The 16,055-nt window shown below is 46.9% G+C and carries 13 protein-coding genes; 4 read left to right on the forward strand and 9 right to left on the reverse strand.

Translation table 11 applies throughout. The features are described from left to right. Window positions 1–21: 21 nt before the first annotated feature. The 5 genes from ACIDITHRIX25_RS75330 to ACIDITHRIX25_RS75350 all read right to left on the reverse strand — a co-directional run bounded on the left by ACIDITHRIX25_RS75330 (window position 22) and on the right by ACIDITHRIX25_RS75350 (window position 5,799). Window positions 22–696: a group II intron maturase-specific domain-containing protein gene (locus ACIDITHRIX25_RS75330; protein WP_349632151.1), complete on the reverse strand. Its 675-nt coding sequence runs from the start codon at window positions 694–696 to the stop codon at window positions 22–24. Between the two features lie 577 nt (window positions 697–1,273). After that, window positions 1,274–1,777: a reverse transcriptase domain-containing protein gene (locus ACIDITHRIX25_RS75335; RefSeq protein ID WP_201732875.1), complete on the reverse strand. Its 504-nt coding sequence runs from the start codon at window positions 1,775–1,777 to the stop codon at window positions 1,274–1,276. Between the two features lie 1,150 nt (window positions 1,778–2,927). After that, window positions 2,928–3,422 (reverse strand): type IV toxin-antitoxin system AbiEi family antitoxin domain-containing protein, encoded by a 495-nt coding sequence (locus tag ACIDITHRIX25_RS75340; protein WP_052606695.1) that lies wholly within the window; start codon window positions 3,420–3,422, stop codon window positions 2,928–2,930. Between the two features lie 237 nt (window positions 3,423–3,659). Further along, window positions 3,660–5,033, reverse strand: a complete 1,374-nt coding sequence (locus ACIDITHRIX25_RS75345; protein ID WP_082058796.1) for a transaminase — start codon at window positions 5,031–5,033, stop codon at window positions 3,660–3,662. 517 nt (window positions 5,034–5,550) lie between these two features. Further along, the gene (locus tag ACIDITHRIX25_RS75350) at window positions 5,551–5,799 is read right to left on the reverse strand and encodes a WhiB family transcriptional regulator (RefSeq protein WP_082058797.1); all 249 of its coding nucleotides are present in this window, start codon (window positions 5,797–5,799) and stop codon (window positions 5,551–5,553) included. Between the two features lie 340 nt (window positions 5,800–6,139). Here ACIDITHRIX25_RS75350 and ACIDITHRIX25_RS75355 point away from each other — a divergent pair, with 340 nt between their 5' ends. Further along, window positions 6,140–7,174 carry an aldo/keto reductase gene (locus ACIDITHRIX25_RS75355; protein WP_052606697.1) on the forward strand — a complete coding sequence of 345 codons (1,035 nt, stop codon included), beginning with the start codon at window positions 6,140–6,142 and terminating at the stop codon, window positions 7,172–7,174. A 288-nt stretch (window positions 7,175–7,462) separates the two neighbouring features. Here ACIDITHRIX25_RS75355 and ACIDITHRIX25_RS75360 read toward each other — a convergent pair whose 3' ends face one another. From ACIDITHRIX25_RS75360 to ACIDITHRIX25_RS75375, 4 genes are all read right to left on the reverse strand, one after another. Then, the gene (locus tag ACIDITHRIX25_RS75360; RefSeq protein WP_052606698.1) at window positions 7,463–8,056 is read right to left on the reverse strand and encodes a DUF3501 family protein; all 594 of its coding nucleotides are present in this window, start codon (window positions 8,054–8,056) and stop codon (window positions 7,463–7,465) included. A 104-nt stretch (window positions 8,057–8,160) separates the two neighbouring features. After that, window positions 8,161–9,456 carry a heterodisulfide reductase-related iron-sulfur binding cluster gene (locus tag ACIDITHRIX25_RS75365; RefSeq protein ID WP_052606699.1) on the reverse strand — a complete coding sequence of 432 codons (1,296 nt, stop codon included), beginning with the start codon at window positions 9,454–9,456 and terminating at the stop codon, window positions 8,161–8,163. Between the two features lie 104 nt (window positions 9,457–9,560). After that, the gene (locus tag ACIDITHRIX25_RS75370; RefSeq protein WP_052606700.1) at window positions 9,561–9,983 is read right to left on the reverse strand and encodes a rubrerythrin family protein; all 423 of its coding nucleotides are present in this window, start codon (window positions 9,981–9,983) and stop codon (window positions 9,561–9,563) included. Between the two features lie 93 nt (window positions 9,984–10,076). Continuing rightward, window positions 10,077–10,514, reverse strand: coding sequence for a Fur family transcriptional regulator (locus tag ACIDITHRIX25_RS75375; protein ID WP_052606701.1), 438 nt, complete (start codon window positions 10,512–10,514; stop codon window positions 10,077–10,079). A 1,054-nt stretch (window positions 10,515–11,568) separates the two neighbouring features. Between ACIDITHRIX25_RS75375 and ACIDITHRIX25_RS75380 the strand changes: the two genes are divergently transcribed. The 3 genes from ACIDITHRIX25_RS75380 (at window position 11,569) to ACIDITHRIX25_RS75390 (ending at window position 15,980) form a co-directional block, all read left to right on the forward strand. Beyond that, window positions 11,569–13,161, forward strand: a complete 1,593-nt coding sequence (locus ACIDITHRIX25_RS75380; RefSeq protein WP_160291886.1) for a glycerol-3-phosphate dehydrogenase/oxidase — start codon at window positions 11,569–11,571, stop codon at window positions 13,159–13,161. A 93-nt stretch (window positions 13,162–13,254) separates the two neighbouring features. Next, window positions 13,255–14,727 (forward strand): FGGY family carbohydrate kinase, encoded by a 1,473-nt coding sequence (locus tag ACIDITHRIX25_RS75385; protein ID WP_052606703.1) that lies wholly within the window; start codon window positions 13,255–13,257, stop codon window positions 14,725–14,727. A gap of 131 nt (window positions 14,728–14,858) precedes the next feature. Continuing rightward, window positions 14,859–15,980, forward strand: a complete 1,122-nt coding sequence (locus ACIDITHRIX25_RS75390) for a 5-(carboxyamino)imidazole ribonucleotide synthase (RefSeq protein WP_201732876.1) — start codon at window positions 14,859–14,861, stop codon at window positions 15,978–15,980. The last annotated feature ends 75 nt before the right edge of the window (window positions 15,981–16,055 follow it).

Genomic DNA, 16,055 nt, shown 5'->3' on the forward strand with positions numbered 1-16,055 from the left:
ACCGTGCGTGAACCTCTCAATTCACACGGCTCCTAGCGAACCGACTTTTGGTATTACCCCAAATGACCAGTGAGCCCAAAGATTGGGTTCACGTTCGGCTATTTGAGATAGGTATTTCCAAGCATTTGCTCGTATGCTAAGTCGCCTGTACTTTTTGCGTGCCCATCTAATCAAATAGATATTGATACGTCGGAGGAGTTGGCCTAATCTGGATTTGTAGAAGCGTCCATAGTAGTTGATCCAGCCTAAGATCACCGGGTTGTAAAGCCTGGCGAGTTCGGCTATGGTTTGGCCTGTTTGGAGGTGAATACGAAACCGCCTAAGTTCTCTGCCCATTTCTTCTACCGCTTTATCTGAAGCCGCTGGCAGGAAGTTGTTAAACTGCTGCTTGAACTTATTGCGGGCGTAGCGTGGTGCAAAGGTAAATCCTAGAAAGTCAAAGCGTATTTGTTCGAACTCTCCTTTACGGTTGGAGTCCTTACAATAGACGATTTTGGTCTTTTGTGGATGTAACTCCAACTTGACCTGCGTCATTCTCTGACCTATAGCCTCTAGGATCTCTTCGGCTCGTTTCTTTGTTTTCACATGTACCAAAAGGTCATCCGCGTATCGTTCAAACGGGGCATAGGGTAAGTTCTTTACCATCCATTTGTCAAAAGCGTAATGTAAGAACAGATTCGCCAAAATCGGAGAAATCGCCCCGCCTTATGTGAAGTAAACGATTATGCGAAGTTGAAAAACATACCCGCATTTCACAGGGTATCTACCGGTGCACTAGCTTCGCATAATCGGGTATCAATTCCTCAAAGACCTGTCAAGGAGGCAAGGAGGTCAGCATCGTCCTTCCATTCGAGCAAATCTGGCGAGATCATGTTGGGATACGCCTTTTCGAGAGCTTAGCGTTTCAACTCGGTATCGGCTCGGGCATAAATCTCGGTAGTGGAAATATCTACATGCCCCAAGAATCGAAGACCTAATTCCTCAGTGAACTGCTCGGCTCTTTACTTTCAAGAAACGTTGCCGCCCACATGGTTCCACATGCGGCGATAGTAGTTGGTAGTCGCCTGGGTATAGTGCAGCCGATATAGCTCGGCTTCCAAGTCAGTTGTCAATTGTGAAAATGATTCAGGAATCAATTTAGTGCCTCCTCAATGGACTATGGGATCATAAAGATCTGCCACTCCATTTTGGAACACCATGGCGTTATGCGAAGTAAATCAGACCCAAATACCACCGTGAAATGCGGGTATGTCTTTCAACTTCGCATAATCGTTTACTTCACATAGGGAGGCTTATGCGAAGCTTCGCATAAGCCTCCTTGGGGTAATCCTTGCTCTCGATCTATTAGTTGTCCATCTTTGTTTTGCATTGGAGCTTTCAACCAACGTTTGATGTAGAGAATTATCCATGGCTCTGATACGTGCATAGAGACAGCTTTTAGCAGCAGTTCATGATCTATTGTGTCGAAGAAGGCCTTGATATCTAGATCAATGACCCAATCGTACTTCCAACATCTCTTGCGTGCTTTTTCAATGGCATCATGGGCTGAGCGATTCGGCCTGTAACCATAGGAGTCTTCGTGGAAGACCTCTTCCAATCTTGGCTCTATGTAGGCTTTAGCTACCCCTTGGGCGATGCGATCTTTGACGGTTGGAATACCTAGGATTCTTTTACCGCCATCTGACTTGTCTATCTCGACATATCTAGTTGCCGCTGGAAAATAACTTCCAGAAGCCATTCGATTCCAGAGTTGGTAGAGATTGTTCTTTAGATCCATCTCAAAGACTGAGATGGACTGCTTATCAATCCCTGGTGCTCGCTTTGTGTCTATTGTGATTGGCTTTTGCCTCTTTGTATGCTTTAAGTACGACGTACTTGTCTTTTGTCAAAAGCTTTTTCTTGTCGTGGTCTTGACATTTGATCCCTCCCCCTCAACTTTTACCTTGAGAAGTTGTTCATTTGCCAATTACAACTAGATCTGCTGTTTACTCCATCTCTTTGGCTTACATCCTCATTACAAGGACTTCGTAGCTACTACGGGATGGTCCGCCCCCAATCCATAGGCATTTGGTACTTTCCCTCTTGTTGATCTGCAACTTGTAGGTTTTTCCTCATCTTTGGGCTTAGCCCATGTGGGCTTAGCCAAGAACGTCTAGGACTGGGTTCTCATGTTCCACATAAACGCCTGATGTTAAGCTCACGCCACCTACACGCCGGATGCCCCCATATAGCCAAGGGGAGCACTAATTGGGTTAGTCTCCAAGTTGTCCCGAAAGTTCGACGTCCCTCGGTTTCGACATCATCCATACCAATTTCGAACGCTTCGTCAGTGGTTTGTTTTCACTCGTCTTCTTAACTCATACCTGAAAGAGTCATTGCTCTAACTTTTTTAGTACCGCTTTGGACAACGCTCTTTGAACAACGCTCTTTAGCTAATGCCCCGTGCCATTATCGATAAGGTGGTTTGGAATCTCCTCCCAAAAGGCGATCCCGGAGGGCGTAGTTCCATCATCTATGTAGCATTGCAGTGTGATTGTTATCAGCTTGTAGGTGATTTACAACCTCTTTCATTCATGACGCACGGCGGAGATTGGGCTGACAATTATGACCAAGCGCTTCAAGGCAAGACTGCTTTCGCTACCGACGCTTGAAAAAAAAACGCGCTAGCGGATTCAGGTATTAGGGAGAATCCGGGAGTTACACAAGATAAGGTCTCCTCGCTAGTCGGTGTGGATTTGGGGTAGCGTGAGCCCCCAAAGAAGTGGAGGACCAGTTTCACACCCGGAACGCTTTTAGTTTTGATATTGTCGTCGGGTCAAAGGTCATAGTAGTATTTCAAGCGCATGTCGAAGTGGCCCGATGGTCCTCGGGAACGTCTGCGCCATACGCAATAGCGTTGATGGTTGCGAACCAGACGTCTTAAGCCATCACTTTAGAACCTCGTTCGCCGTCTCGTATCCTTCTTTTCCGCGCAGCCGGAACGCATCGATAATGCAGCGCTCAGGCGTATAGATGCCCATCAAAATTCCTCGGAAAATCTCAATCTCTGTTCGTCCGATCTCGAAGGTACCCACATCGAACGAGTGCCACCGGATTGGTCCGTTGATTGCCGGGTGTCTCTTGCTTCGAGGCAGCGCCAGGTCAATCGTCCTCGGAATCTCGTCTGTCAAGTCGTGTCTAGCGAGAGCTGACTGGAGGCATAGCATCGCTTCGGGACGTAACGCTGCAGCAGCGATGAGGGAAGGATCTGTGTCACTAGCTTCCGTTGCTTGGTAAATACCACGGGCCAACTGCGCGATTTCTCCTTTATCTCGTAAATGGTAAAGCGACTGCCGTGGTAAGCCACTTTTCTTGGCATCGGCGTAGGTGAACCAAGGAAGCTCCTTAAGCTTGCTCGGTAATGAAAATGTGTCGGGTCTCATTGAGTCATCTCCGCGAATAACCGTATACAGATATAATTATCTGTATACGGTTATGTAATAACCTTAGTCGCGTATCAAGTAAGAGGTAACTAGCTAGCCACTCACAAACAGTTTCACCTTGGTACATCCAAGAGTTGAGAAACGAAGTTCGAAAAGGCTTTCTCGAACGACGAGACGTCCAAAAAAGGACTCTGGACCAATCAATCCACAAATACGAAAACCGAGATACCAGATCCTTCAAATCCATGCGATTGCACTTACTGCTTCTTCAAAGACTTGGCCATGGAACAAAACATCTTCAAGAGTCGTCTTAGGGGACATGAGTGCCATGTTGTGAAAAGGAGTCATCAAAATCCCTCGATTTGCCATAAATAGATGCATGTAGGTATCAAGATCCTCATCGGCTGAAGCAGCTGACTCACCACCACTTACTGGAAGCACTGGAGTAAATCGATACTCGCTACGAGCACCCAAAGTAGAAATTGTCCAAGGAAGATCGGCCCCGTCTATGACGCGCTGTACCCCGGATGCAAACTGTGCTGAGAGCGCATTCATTGCCTCCTGGGTTTCCTTGGTAAAGACTTCAAGCAAAGTCGCTCTCGCTGCGGCCAGAGATAGGGCATTCCCCGCCAAAGTGCCTCCTATTCCCCCGGTGTCTACATAGTCCACACCAGTTTGAGAATTAATTCGCTCAGCAACCTCTGTAGTAATCCCAAAAGCACCAAAGGGAACGCCACCTCCTAGAGATTTGCCAATCGTCAAAAAATCAGGATGCAGATCCCATTCTCGGGTACAGCCGCCCCAACCAGCAGAAAAGGTGTGGGTCTCGTCAATTACAACCAACGAACCAACTTCGTGGGCCGCCTCGATCACGCTTTTTACAAAACCATCTTCTGGTAGGACAATGCCTATATTAGTCATGGCGGGTTCCATCAAAATGCATGCAATCTCGCCAGTTGCCAACGCCTTTTTCACGCCATCTAAATCGTTGAACTCAACAGCGACAGTTGTCGAAGATGGATCAACACTTGGTCCAACATTCCCGGCCCGCGATCTAGTAACCCCGTCTTCTAAGACCACAAAGGTTTCATCAACGGTACCGTGATAGCAATAGGAAAAGACCATCACCTTGCCTCGGCCTGTAATCTGCCGCGCCAAACGCACTACAAATCTATTTGCATCCGTAGCAGAGAGGGTGAACTGCCACAAATCCAGTCCAAAGCGCTCTGAGAGGTTCTTGCCTACGAGCACGGAATCGGCACTTGGAAGCATTGTGGTGATACCGCCGAGTAGGCCAATTCTCTGAGTAATTGCGCTAACCGTGGATAACGGGGAATGACCTGCCATGGCCCCAGTATCCCCAAGACAAAAATCAATATATTCGCGGGAATCAACGTCAAAGATCCTATTGGCAGTAGCAGATTTGAAAAAAACCGGGTATCCGCCGATCCACTTATTCATCCAGCTCATTGGCACTCCCCCAAGGAGCACTTTGGATGACTCTTCAAAAAGGGCCCTGGAATTTGCGGTTCTATCGTAGAACTGAACCTCTTGTTCTGCGATCAAGCCCCTCAAATGCTCTCGGTTCAATATACGCTTGGATCCGACCATCTATCTACCTACCATCCCTTTCATCAAACCACAGACCTTTTGAACGCTAGGTCAAAAAGGACAACCCATTTCCAGTTTTACTGGAGAATCTCTGATCAACATAGAGCTAACTCTCGCAGAACATCAAATTAGGCTAACACTTTGGGGGCTTCGAATCTGTTGCCAGACTGACTATTGCGCGATAACAAAGAGGCCTTGACAATTGTGCAAGAGACAAACATTTCAAAGCAAACTCCCCATGGCAATCGAATGGCTCGAACTGCCATCGCCATGAAATCCAAAATACCCTATCGCAGGGCCCCAAAATCGCCAAAACCCCGACTTCGCAAAATTCTCCAGCCATGGTCTTGGGTTAAGAGCCCAGTTACCAATCAGCAAGATAAGGGAGCTTCAGATAACATAGTAGAAACCTCACAGCTCTACAAGATATATTGCTACTGGGATACGATCGATAAAAAAAACGGCGCTTCAAAGAGCCAACCCATTTCGCAAATTACCGCTCCGAAGCTAGCATCGCTCAAAGCCCAACGTACACCTTAAGTTCGCGACGGGCTCTTGCGAGTCGTCTCCTTTGACGAGTATTCAGACCGCCCCAAACCCCTTCTGACTCCCCGCTAGCCAGAGCGAACTCCAAGCAACGATCTTTCACCCTGCAAAGGTTGCAAATAGCCTTGGCTTTGCGCTCTTCCAATTCGTCTTCCGGATAAAAAAGACTCGGCCGTACCCCTTTGCATGCGGCGTTCTCTCGCCACGTTTGGACTTGCATCAACTACCCCCAAAAACGATCCACTGTGCACCCACTAGCGAAAAATGCATCGCACAGCGCAATTCATCATTAACACGATTATGTGACAGATTTCACTCATTGTAAAGAGGCAATCGCAATTAAAACAAATCTTTAACGATAAATGGTTGATTTTTACTATTTGCACGCATTGTTTTCACTAAACGTGAAAGGTCCGTACATTTGCCATCGCCAAACAAGCGAGGCCGCCTTTTCGCCAAGAGTGAAATTAATTACGTATAAAACGAGAAAAACCGCTCAAGAGACCTGCCATTGCGCTAGTTTCGTTGAAAAAGAAAGCCACTTTAAGGAGACTCTAAAGATGAACTACCGGACCCTGGGATCGAGTGGATGCTCAGTTTCAGTACTCTGCTTGGGCACCATGACCTTTGGAAACGAGACCGACGAAAACGAGAGCTTTGCGCAGTTGGATACCTTTATGGAGGCCGGAGGAAACTTTATAGATACAGCCGACGTCTACACACAGGGCCAATCCGAATCGATCATTGGCAGATGGCTGAAAAAGACAACGCCATTCCAACGCGATCAGGTGATAATTGCCACTAAGGGTCGGTTCCCAACGGGAAGCGGACCAAATGATGCTGGTCTCTCCCGTCGTCATTTGACAAAGGCCATCGATGCATCGCTGATGCGCCTTGGATTGGAGACAATAGACCTTTACCAAGTTCACGCCTGGGATCCATGGACACCATTGGAAGAGACTCTTTCGTGCCTCAACGATGCAGTATCAGCTGGGAAAATCAGATACTTCGGCCTGTCAAACTTCACCGGCTGGCAACTTCAAAAGACTGTAGATCTATCTCTAAATCGACATCTCGATACACCTGTGACCCTCCAGCCTCAATATAATTTGCTTGCGAGAGAGATCGAATGGGAAATCATCCCAGCCTGCCTCGAAAATGGAGTTGGTCTTCTTCCTTGGTCCCCGCTAGGTGGCGGATGGCTTACGGGCAAATATAAGAGAGACCAGATCCCAACTGGGTCAACACGCCTTGGTGAAAATCCGAATCGAGGAGTTGAATCATACTATCGACGCTCCAGTCAAGAACGAACCTGGGATGTATTGTCCGCCGTAGAGAAAGCGTCAAAGAACTTTAATGCAACAATGGCACAAGTCTCATTGGCATGGTTGAGAGATCGCCCCTCTGTCAGCTCCGTAATACTTGGCTGTCGAAACGTAGAACAGTTAAATGACAACCTAGGCGCAGGAGATCTTCTCCTTGACAACGATTCAATTGAAGAACTCAATCTAGCAAGTGATCCTGGCGCTAGCGATTACCCATACGGCGGACCCGGTAACGCCCAAAGGTCAAGAAACATCTCTGGAATCAAATAAAAAAAGACTCCGATCTCCAAATTTATCTGCTGAGAATGTTTTGATTAACAGACAACCAATAGCCAAGGCTAAAAAGGCCAAAGTGTGCATTCGTAAAGAGCTATAACCTTCAGCAAACGGCCCTAAAACTAAGTATCTCAGAGATCGTCGGTGTGACGATCTCTGAGATAGCAGTAATGGACAAATGGCATAGTTGTTTTAGCGACCCTCTATCGGAGATCCAAAGCCGAAATAGCGTAGTTTAGCCAATGAAAAATCGTGATTTGATAAAAAATCCCCCAAGGGTAATTATTGCCAATCCTTGACTAGCGAAGATACGCATTGGGGCGATAGGTGTGTCTCGAAATCATAAAAATGGTGACCAGAGCAAACTTTGACGTCGCCTTTAGCAAAGGCATCAGCTTGTTCCTGGGAAAGATTGAATTTAATGTAATGTACCGACGCGGTCATCTCTTGTCGAGTTAGTTGCTCTTTGTGACTTGGATCGGTAGTGGCATTGACTTCATACTCTTGGCCATCGAAGCTTATCTGAAGCTTTACCGACTCCTCAATTCCGACTAGCTTTGGCAACCACTCCATCAATTCCTCCTGAGTTCTAAGCTCCAAAAATAAGGTAGCCGACAACTCATTCTTAGCTGGGATCAAAGGATTGTAAATTGCCAATTCGGTTTCGATCTGATCATCACTAACCATCTTCTCCGCGCGAGCCATCTCTTGAATTTGGAACCTCATAGTCTCGCGGTTCTCAAAAATCAAGGTAAGAAGTGGCCCAACCGAGACACGGCGATCTTTCTTTAGTGAGATAATCTCTTTTCGATATTGATCTCGAACTCTCTCATACTCGCGTAAATCAGCGATGTCGTCCAATGTTAAAAGCTGCATCTATTCTCCAGTTGATATCTTTTGACGCTTATCTTGAATAAATAAAATTATGGAATTATCGCGGTCCAAGCAGATAGTGCCAATAAAAAAGATAGATTCACCTGCTAATCGATCTTCATTCCATAAGCCCGAGCCATTATGACCATTGGGTGGTCGACCTTTTTAGAAAGTTCTTCGGTGATTGCATAGTTGGCCAGGTGGCAGTCGCCCGAAATCGATGTGGCCGGCGTCTTTTCTATCGCACGCGCTAGCCCACCTGCGACCTTCTTAGCGAGTTCGTAGTTCTTCGCACGATATCCCCATGTCCCATCGATCCCTGAGCACTTCATAACCACGGAGATCTTTGCACCAGTCAGCTTCAACATATCTCGACTCTTGAGGCCGATATTTTGAGCCTGAAGGTGACAAGGAGCGTGATAGGTGATGTCTGGGGCAATCTCACCGGGAAATTCAAGGTCAATGGACTCTTTGTCCTGTCGATACTGTTTCATGAAGAACTCAGAGGTGTCATAGGTGGCCTCAGAGACCCTCTTAGCTGCCTCGGTATCCACATAGATTGGATAATCCCTCTTGATCACATATGAACAGGTCGGTTGGGCAACGACGACAGACCGACCAGCTCGAACTTCAGCATCTAGTACCTCAACATTCGCCTTTGCAACTTCTGTAAACTTTTCAACATCACCGCTATGGAGCCAAGGTGCCCCGCAACACTTAGCGCGCTCAGCAACAGTGCAGCCAATCCCATTGTGCTCATAGACCGAGACCACCGCTTTGCCTATTTTGGGATCCATATACTCAATAAAGCAAGTTGGAAAGACTGATGCATCGGCACGTCGATTTGAGACAAAGGGTCTTGGCCTCTTGCGAAACCACGTAGTAAATCTCTCTTTCGCATAGGGTGGCAAGACCCTAGCGGCTGCAATACCTGAACCTTTCTCCATAAGATTTCGGCTGGCGGTTGAATGGACATCTGTCAACTTATTGACAAGTGGCGAGAATGCCACTGAAGCGATTCCGATCAGGTCTGTATTTCCAAGGACCTTATCGGAGACTTTTTCGATGAATGTCTGTTCTCCACGTTCTTTGCGAATCGTCTTAGCTCGCAACATCAGTCTAGGAAAGTCGAGCGCCCATTCGTGAGGAGGCACATATGGACACTTGACATAACATAACTTGCATTGATAACACTCATCTACGACCTGATCGGATTGCGCTCGAGTCATCGCGGCCACGTCACCGTCGTATGAATCTATGAAATTGAATAGTGTCGGGAAAGAAGGACACAGGTGCAAACAAAGGCGACAACCGTGACAGAGGTCAAATACCCTCTCGAGCTCACCACGAAAATCTACTTCATCGTGGTATTTCGGATTCTTTGGATCATAGGTGATGGTCAAGTACATTCTCCAAGATAATCAGACCAGGTCTAGCCGCGAAGGCGGCTAGACCAATGGTCTTTCAAATAGCTGCTACTTTAAGAACTTACAAAAATAAAGCTTATTTAAGCCAGTGACTCAAGTCCCTGAGTAAAACGACCCGCATGGCTCTTTTCTGCCCTTGCAAGTGTCTCAAACCACTCAGAAATCTCGTCAAATCCCTCTTCACGAGCGGTACGCGCAAAGCCTGGATACATCTCGGTATATTCATAGGTCTCACCCTCAATGGCAGACTTTAAGTTGTCTTCGGTAGCCCCAACAGCGACTCCAGTAACTGGGTCACCTACACCATCAGCAAGAAAGTCAAAGTGGCCAAAAGCATGACCCGTTTCGCCATCTGCGACAGCGCGAAAGAGAGATGCAACATCTGGATATCCTTCAACATCTGCCTTTTGTGCAAAATAGAGATAGCGCCTATTTGCTTGGGATTCGCCTGCAAAGGCCTCCTTCAAATTCTCTGAGGTCTTTGTCCCTTTTAGCTCAGCCATTTGCTCAGTTCTCCTAATCTTGTTCAAAACAACTCGAAAGCTGTAGTTAGTTTTATTGCGATATTTAAATTAGATGGTTTAATGAACAATAGCTCAATTGCTCGAAGCATTACTACTACGGCAAGTTTTACAAACTCCACGAACCGTAATTTCAACGCTCTCCACCGAGAAACCGACTCTGTGGGAAAGGACGCCGATGTCTTTTGGAGTTTCAATAGCAACGTCGAAGACACCTTTACACACCGAACATACCATGTGCTGATGTTCTTGATCTAGGTTCGGGTCAAAACGTAAAGCTCCGATCCCTAAATCAATAGCATTCAGCTCACCCATCTCAACGAGCTCACCAAGAGTTTGATAGACGGTCTTTAGCGAGACGGTGGACATCTCAGTTACCAATTCACCAAAGACACTCTCCGCGCTTGGGTGATTTGGGTTCTCAAAAAGAATCTGGAAGATCTTGGCTCTTTGAGGTGTAACTTTTTTTCCAGCAGCTCGAAAAGCATCTGTCAGCTCGGATGGGCTCTTCATCAAGTTGTCTTTCCATCTAATCAACAGTCATTTACGTTCACTAACAAATGTCAATAAATGACCGTTGTTATAACCTGTCGACAAGAGATAAGATTCCTTGGGATAGAAATTTAATTAATTCTCCATGTAATCATTTCGTGCTACGAAGGCCTAAGTCCCTTGAGATTCCCTCGTCCAAATATCTCGATCATGCGGCCCAGACCCGAGTGCGCAACTTCACAAACGATAATCCATACAGATATAAGGACCAGTCCTCAACTCTATCTTCTCCCCATACTTTAAAGCGAACACCACATAGAAGCAAAAGACCAAAGTGCAAAAAACCATGACCAACAAAGTCTGAGTGGGATTACACGAACAGGGCAAAAGAGCAAAAGATTCAGTTGAGCCAAGCCGCAATCAAAGTGACTGAATAACCACTCAGCTACAATAAGGTCTTAGCACCTATCTGGAATTGACATTCGTTCCGTCGTCCATCGACGAATAATCGCCATTGATAACCTCAGTTACGTAGGGACCATTTGAGCAACATGAAAGCCACAGGTGCTATGTTGGACCAACTAGTCGAAGTCGATTCATCGCAGTTTCATATCGAATCAAGCAACTAAGGCGTCTCATGATGGTAAAAGATGAAAATCCAAATCAGGGCCAACTCCAATTTAATCCATCCAAGGGGTATCCCGAAATTAGCTCCCGCTAGGAAAGAATCCTAAGCGATTTGGAAGCAACTCCAAAGAAGACAAACAGCGATGCGCCAAAAGCACAAACACTTCCATATCGATTGCTCCGGGAAAGAGATGCTTTGTAGGCCTTTTTTTTGGGGGGGGCCGATTCGCCATCGCTCAATCTATCCAAAATGAGAGCCGTCGCCACCGAGATAGGCTATTGGCTAAAATAAATGACACTTTACAACTTAGGTAAATAAAACGTCACGTTCGTTTTCGTGTACCTTCTCAGGAAGATACCGACCATCATTTTCAAGATTTGGCATATCTATACCAAAATTGATTTACAATTTAGGCTAGCGCCAAAATCAAAAATCGGAGAGGATACATTGTCTATCACATCGCCAAAGAGGCGCGCATCACTAGATGAATTGTCGAAAAAGAAGTTTGACGTCCTGATAATCGGTGGCGGAATAACTGGTGCGGGTGCACTTTTGGAGGCAGCCTCGCGCGGATATAGCGCAGCACTGATAGAGGCAAGAGATTTTGCCTCCGGCACTTCATCAGCGTCTTCAAAACTGATTCACGGTGGCCTTCGTTACCTAGCTCAAGGCGAAATCGCCCTAGTTTATGAAAATCTTGCCGAACGATCGCGACTACTTTCGAACGCCCCAGAACTGGTCTCAAAGCTTGATTTTGTCTTGCCGATCAGAAAGACCGCCAGCCCTTTTGGTCCCTTTGGGGCCCCAGCCTACATGGCAGCGCTATGGGGATACGACCTAACCGGCGGCTTTCGCATCGGAGCGTTCCACAAGCGCATGGACAAATCGATCGCGAAATCAATGTTTCCTCGCCTTCGCAGTGACAATTTTTCGAGCGCATTTTTATACCATGACGCCTGGGCAGATGATGTAGCCCTTACCCTCGCGGCCATAAATACCGCCAGGACTCGATATTCCGCGACTGCTGCAAACTACGTCGAAGCGATAAGTCCCATCTTTGGAGAAAACAACAAAATCAAAGGCTACCGCGTCCGTGATAATTCACCGGGCTCCAAGGATGAAGGCCAAGAGTTTGAGATAAGCGCCCGGACCATCATAAACGCTTCGGGAGCATGGGCCACCCAGATCATGGCGCAACTAAAAGAGAAACCACCGTTTGAGATACGACCGGCCAAAGGCGTTCACATAGTCTTTTCGCAGAAGGTCCTACCTGCGAAGGTCGCTTACGTCCTGCCGGTTCCAAATGACTCTCGAACGATCTTTCTATTGCCTTGGGGCGATTATACCTACGTTGGAACGACAGACACTGACCTTGGGAAAGAGAGGGTCGAAACCACCATGGACGACGTTGAGTACCTCCTAGGGGCAGTCAACTACTCACTAGACACCCCACTTTCAAAGTCTGACATCACAGGCGCTTGGGTCGGCGTGAGGCCCCTGGTCTCACAACCGAAAGATTCAAAGGCGCTCAGTGAGAGAACCAAAGATCTATCAAGACGCCACAAGGTTGTCACATCACCCGAGGGAATGATCTCTATTACTGGGGGGAAACTCACAACCTATCGAAAGATGGCTTCGGATGCTATCGATGCCTTGGATACAAAAGACGGACGTGCCACAAAGTCAATTTCAAAGCGAATAAAGTTAAGATCACCTGCCCATATCGATCCACAGAGTCCAACGCCAGATTCTGCAAGAAAATCGTTAGTTCCAGGGATCGGATGGGACATCTCTCGGGAAGATATAGTCGCGCTGATAGTCGAGACTGATGCTCTGACGCTCTCGGATATTCTTCTTAGGCGTGTTCGCGTTGGAATTTTGGACCAGCGCGCTGCAATGGAGCTTTCAAAACCGGTCCTAGAAATCCTTGGCGAAATCCTTGAATTGACCAAAGTGGAAAAAGATAACCTATCGATGGCCTTTTCCAACGATCTCGCAAGAGAGTTACCACCTGAAATTCTCGATAGTTCTAAAGCATAAATTGCCCTAGAATCCTTATGCAAAATTAGGGCAACGACAAATTGCATATATTAACGCCGAAATTTACCAATTGGAAGGACTCCTAAAGACGCGATGTTGAATCGACATGAAATTCTTGCCGTGGACATCGGATCGTCCAGCATCAAAGCCTCCATTGTCTTTGATGATCTTCAAGTAGGTGCCGCTTGGTCAACTCCCATATGGCCAAAGACTCCAATACCGAATTTTGTTGAATATGATGGCAAAGAGTTCATCGAGAGCGCCAAAGCTGTCATCTCAAAGGGCCTTACCCATTCTAATTCGATTGATGCCATCTCAATAGCCAATCAAAGAGCGACGACTGCCGTTTGGCGCAGATCGACCGGCCAGTGCGTTGGCCCCATCCTCTCATGGATGGACCTACGCACTGCCCCCCTTTGCATTGCGCTAGCCCAAAATGGTCTACCAATTGCTCCAAATCAAAGTGTCACCAAGGCGGCATATCTGTTTTCGCTTGTAGATCCAGCCGAACACGATGACTTATGCTTCGGGACACTTGATTCCTACTTGATATGGCACCTAACCAATGGAAAGTCATTCGTAACCGATCACACAAACGCTGCAATGACCGGCTTCATCCAAGAGACAGATCTTTCTTGGAGCACCAAGGTCCTTGCGAACGTCGGGATCAATCTTGAATGTCTCCCCAAGATGCTTCCCAGTGCTTCGCACCTAGGGGATGCGACTATTGATGCACGTACTCTACCAATACTTGGAACCATTGGAGATCAACAAGCATCGCTAATTGGCCAAAGTGGATTCAAACCGGGCGACACAAAGATAACCTTTGGGACAGGTACGATGCTTGACCAAAATCAAGGCAAGACTCCCCCGCCAACAACCAGGCGCCTAGAAAACGGCACCTTCCCTGTCGTTGCATATACCCATATGGATCAAGTCAATTGGGCGAGTGAGGCCATAGCACTAGGTTCAGGATCCATCATAAATTGGCTCGTCTCAACTGGAATAATTAAATCGCTTGAAGATGCAAATAACTTTGACAAAAACTTTAGGGATACCTCTAGGACCTATGTTGTTCCAGCAAGCGCGGGCTTTGGCACTCCGGAGTGGGACTTCGGAGCACGCACCTCAATTCAGGGACTCACATTATCGACCGATCGCACGGCACTGCTAGCTGCCACTCTCGATGGCATCGCTCAAATTGCCGCCGACTTAGTGCAAGCGACCGAAAAAGATACCAACCTCCCAATCAACGACCTTCGAGTTGACGGTGGGATGACACTCAATGAGAATTTTCTCGCGCTGGTCGCCAATGCAACGGGTTTGACATTGAACATCTCTCCTATGCGCGAATCTACGACCCTTGGCTCGGCCATACTCGCCCTCTCGCAATTAAATGAGGTTGCAATTGAAGATTACTCTCATCAATTACAACGAGGCTCAGTGATGTTACGCCCACAGATCGAAAGGGAATCCAAGGAATGGATCGACCGACGAGAGAGGTGGAAGGAGTCCAAGGCTAAGAGCCTACGATCGGTTCCAGAGCTAAGCGACGTCTCGTTTTAAATTATCTTGGATCGTCACTTACATTGTCGTGCCGAGATAAAGATTCAGGTTTAGGAATGCAATCGCTTCATTACACGCACAATTATTCGCATAAACTATAACCCCGTGTGTAAAAGGAAAGATCGAGAGATATGACTGTCGTAGGAATCATAGGAGGCGGCCAATTAGCTCAAATGATGGTCCAAGCTGGCATTTCTCTTGGTCTTGATTTCAGGCTCCTAGCACTTGAATCAGATGAATCTGCACCGAACTTTGTACCGCGGACGACGAGAGTGAAAGAATTTACCTTCGAAGAGCTCTCAAAATTTTCCACCGATTGTGATTTGATTACATTTGACCACGAATTAGTGCCAGCTAGCACGCTGCGACAAATTGATGACCATCACACCAAGTTCTTCCCCAGTGCAAATACTTTAGAATTGGCTGCACGTAAATCAGTTTCGCGACGGATGATGGCCGAACACAAGCTGCCTACCCCCAAATTTCACATAGCTCATAACCTCCAAGAATTAACTCTCGCAATTGAAGATCTTGGCGGAATTTGCGTCATAAAATCTTCTCATGGAGGTTACGATGGCCGCGGAATCTTCTATGTAAATAATCGATCTGAATTAGAGTCATTATCCTCGAAGCTACCTCGTGACTTTGAAGTAGTCGTTGAGGAACGACTCGATATAACCCAGGAGATAGCTGTACTAATAGTACGAGCTAGAAGCGGCCAAATGGTCTCATACCCGGTTTTAGATACCTTTCAAATCAATTCAATTTGCCACCATGTATCCGCACCTTCTTCAATCCCAGAAGAACTTATCGACAGAGCCTCTAATCTAGGGTTCCAAATCGCAGAGATGACTGGTGCGGTTGGAATACTCGCCATCGAGATGTTTGTCGTTGGCGATCAGATATTAATCAACGAAATGGCTCCGAGGCCTCACAATAGTGGCCATCTTACAATCGAAGCTTGCGTGACATCGCAATTTGAAAATCATCTGCGAGCCATCTTGGATCTGCCGCTTGGGTCGACCAACCTACGACAAGGGGCGGCGATGGTAAATATCATAGGCAACCAAAACGACCTTCCTTATCAAGTCGATTTGGGAAAACTTACTAAAACTCCAGATATCAAAGTGCATCTCTACGGCAAAACTCCCAGGGATGGACGTAAACTGGGCCACATTACTGCTCTAGGTTCTACCGCCACAGATGCACTCGCAAAGGCAAATCAAGCTATTGCCGACGCACTACAAAACTAAACCGCTTTATGCAAATCAGTCATTTCAGCTTAAGTAAGGTGGAAATCTAGGCCCCATTTATTCGCCTTTTCGAAG

The organism is Acidithrix sp. C25 (assembly GCF_904848545.2).

What these genes read in the sequence shown, in the direction of transcription:
- ACIDITHRIX25_RS75335 (WP_201732875.1), bottom strand. Translation starts at nt 1,777, where the DNA reads ATGGATCTAAAGAACAATCTCTACCAACTCTGGAATCGAATGGCTTCT.
- ACIDITHRIX25_RS75360 (WP_052606698.1), bottom strand. Translation starts at nt 8,056, where the DNA reads ATGCAGCTTTTAACATTGGACGACATCGCTGATTTACGCGAGTATGAG.
- ACIDITHRIX25_RS75390 (WP_201732876.1), top strand. Translation starts at nt 14,859, where the DNA reads ATGACTGTCGTAGGAATCATAGGAGGCGGCCAATTAGCTCAAATGATG.
- ACIDITHRIX25_RS75375 (WP_052606701.1), bottom strand. Translation starts at nt 10,514, where the DNA reads ATGAAGAGCCCATCCGAGCTGACAGATGCTTTTCGAGCTGCTGGAAAA.
- ACIDITHRIX25_RS75345 (WP_082058796.1), bottom strand. Translation starts at nt 5,033, where the DNA reads ATGGTCGGATCCAAGCGTATATTGAACCGAGAGCATTTGAGGGGCTTG.
- ACIDITHRIX25_RS75385 (WP_052606703.1), top strand. Translation starts at nt 13,255, where the DNA reads ATGTTGAATCGACATGAAATTCTTGCCGTGGACATCGGATCGTCCAGC.
- ACIDITHRIX25_RS75355 (WP_052606697.1), top strand. Translation starts at nt 6,140, where the DNA reads ATGAACTACCGGACCCTGGGATCGAGTGGATGCTCAGTTTCAGTACTC.
- ACIDITHRIX25_RS75370 (WP_052606700.1), bottom strand. Translation starts at nt 9,983, where the DNA reads ATGGCTGAGCTAAAAGGGACAAAGACCTCAGAGAATTTGAAGGAGGCC.
- ACIDITHRIX25_RS75340 (WP_052606695.1), bottom strand. Translation starts at nt 3,422, where the DNA reads ATGAGACCCGACACATTTTCATTACCGAGCAAGCTTAAGGAGCTTCCT.
- ACIDITHRIX25_RS75350 (WP_082058797.1), bottom strand. Translation starts at nt 5,799, where the DNA reads ATGCAAGTCCAAACGTGGCGAGAGAACGCCGCATGCAAAGGGGTACGG.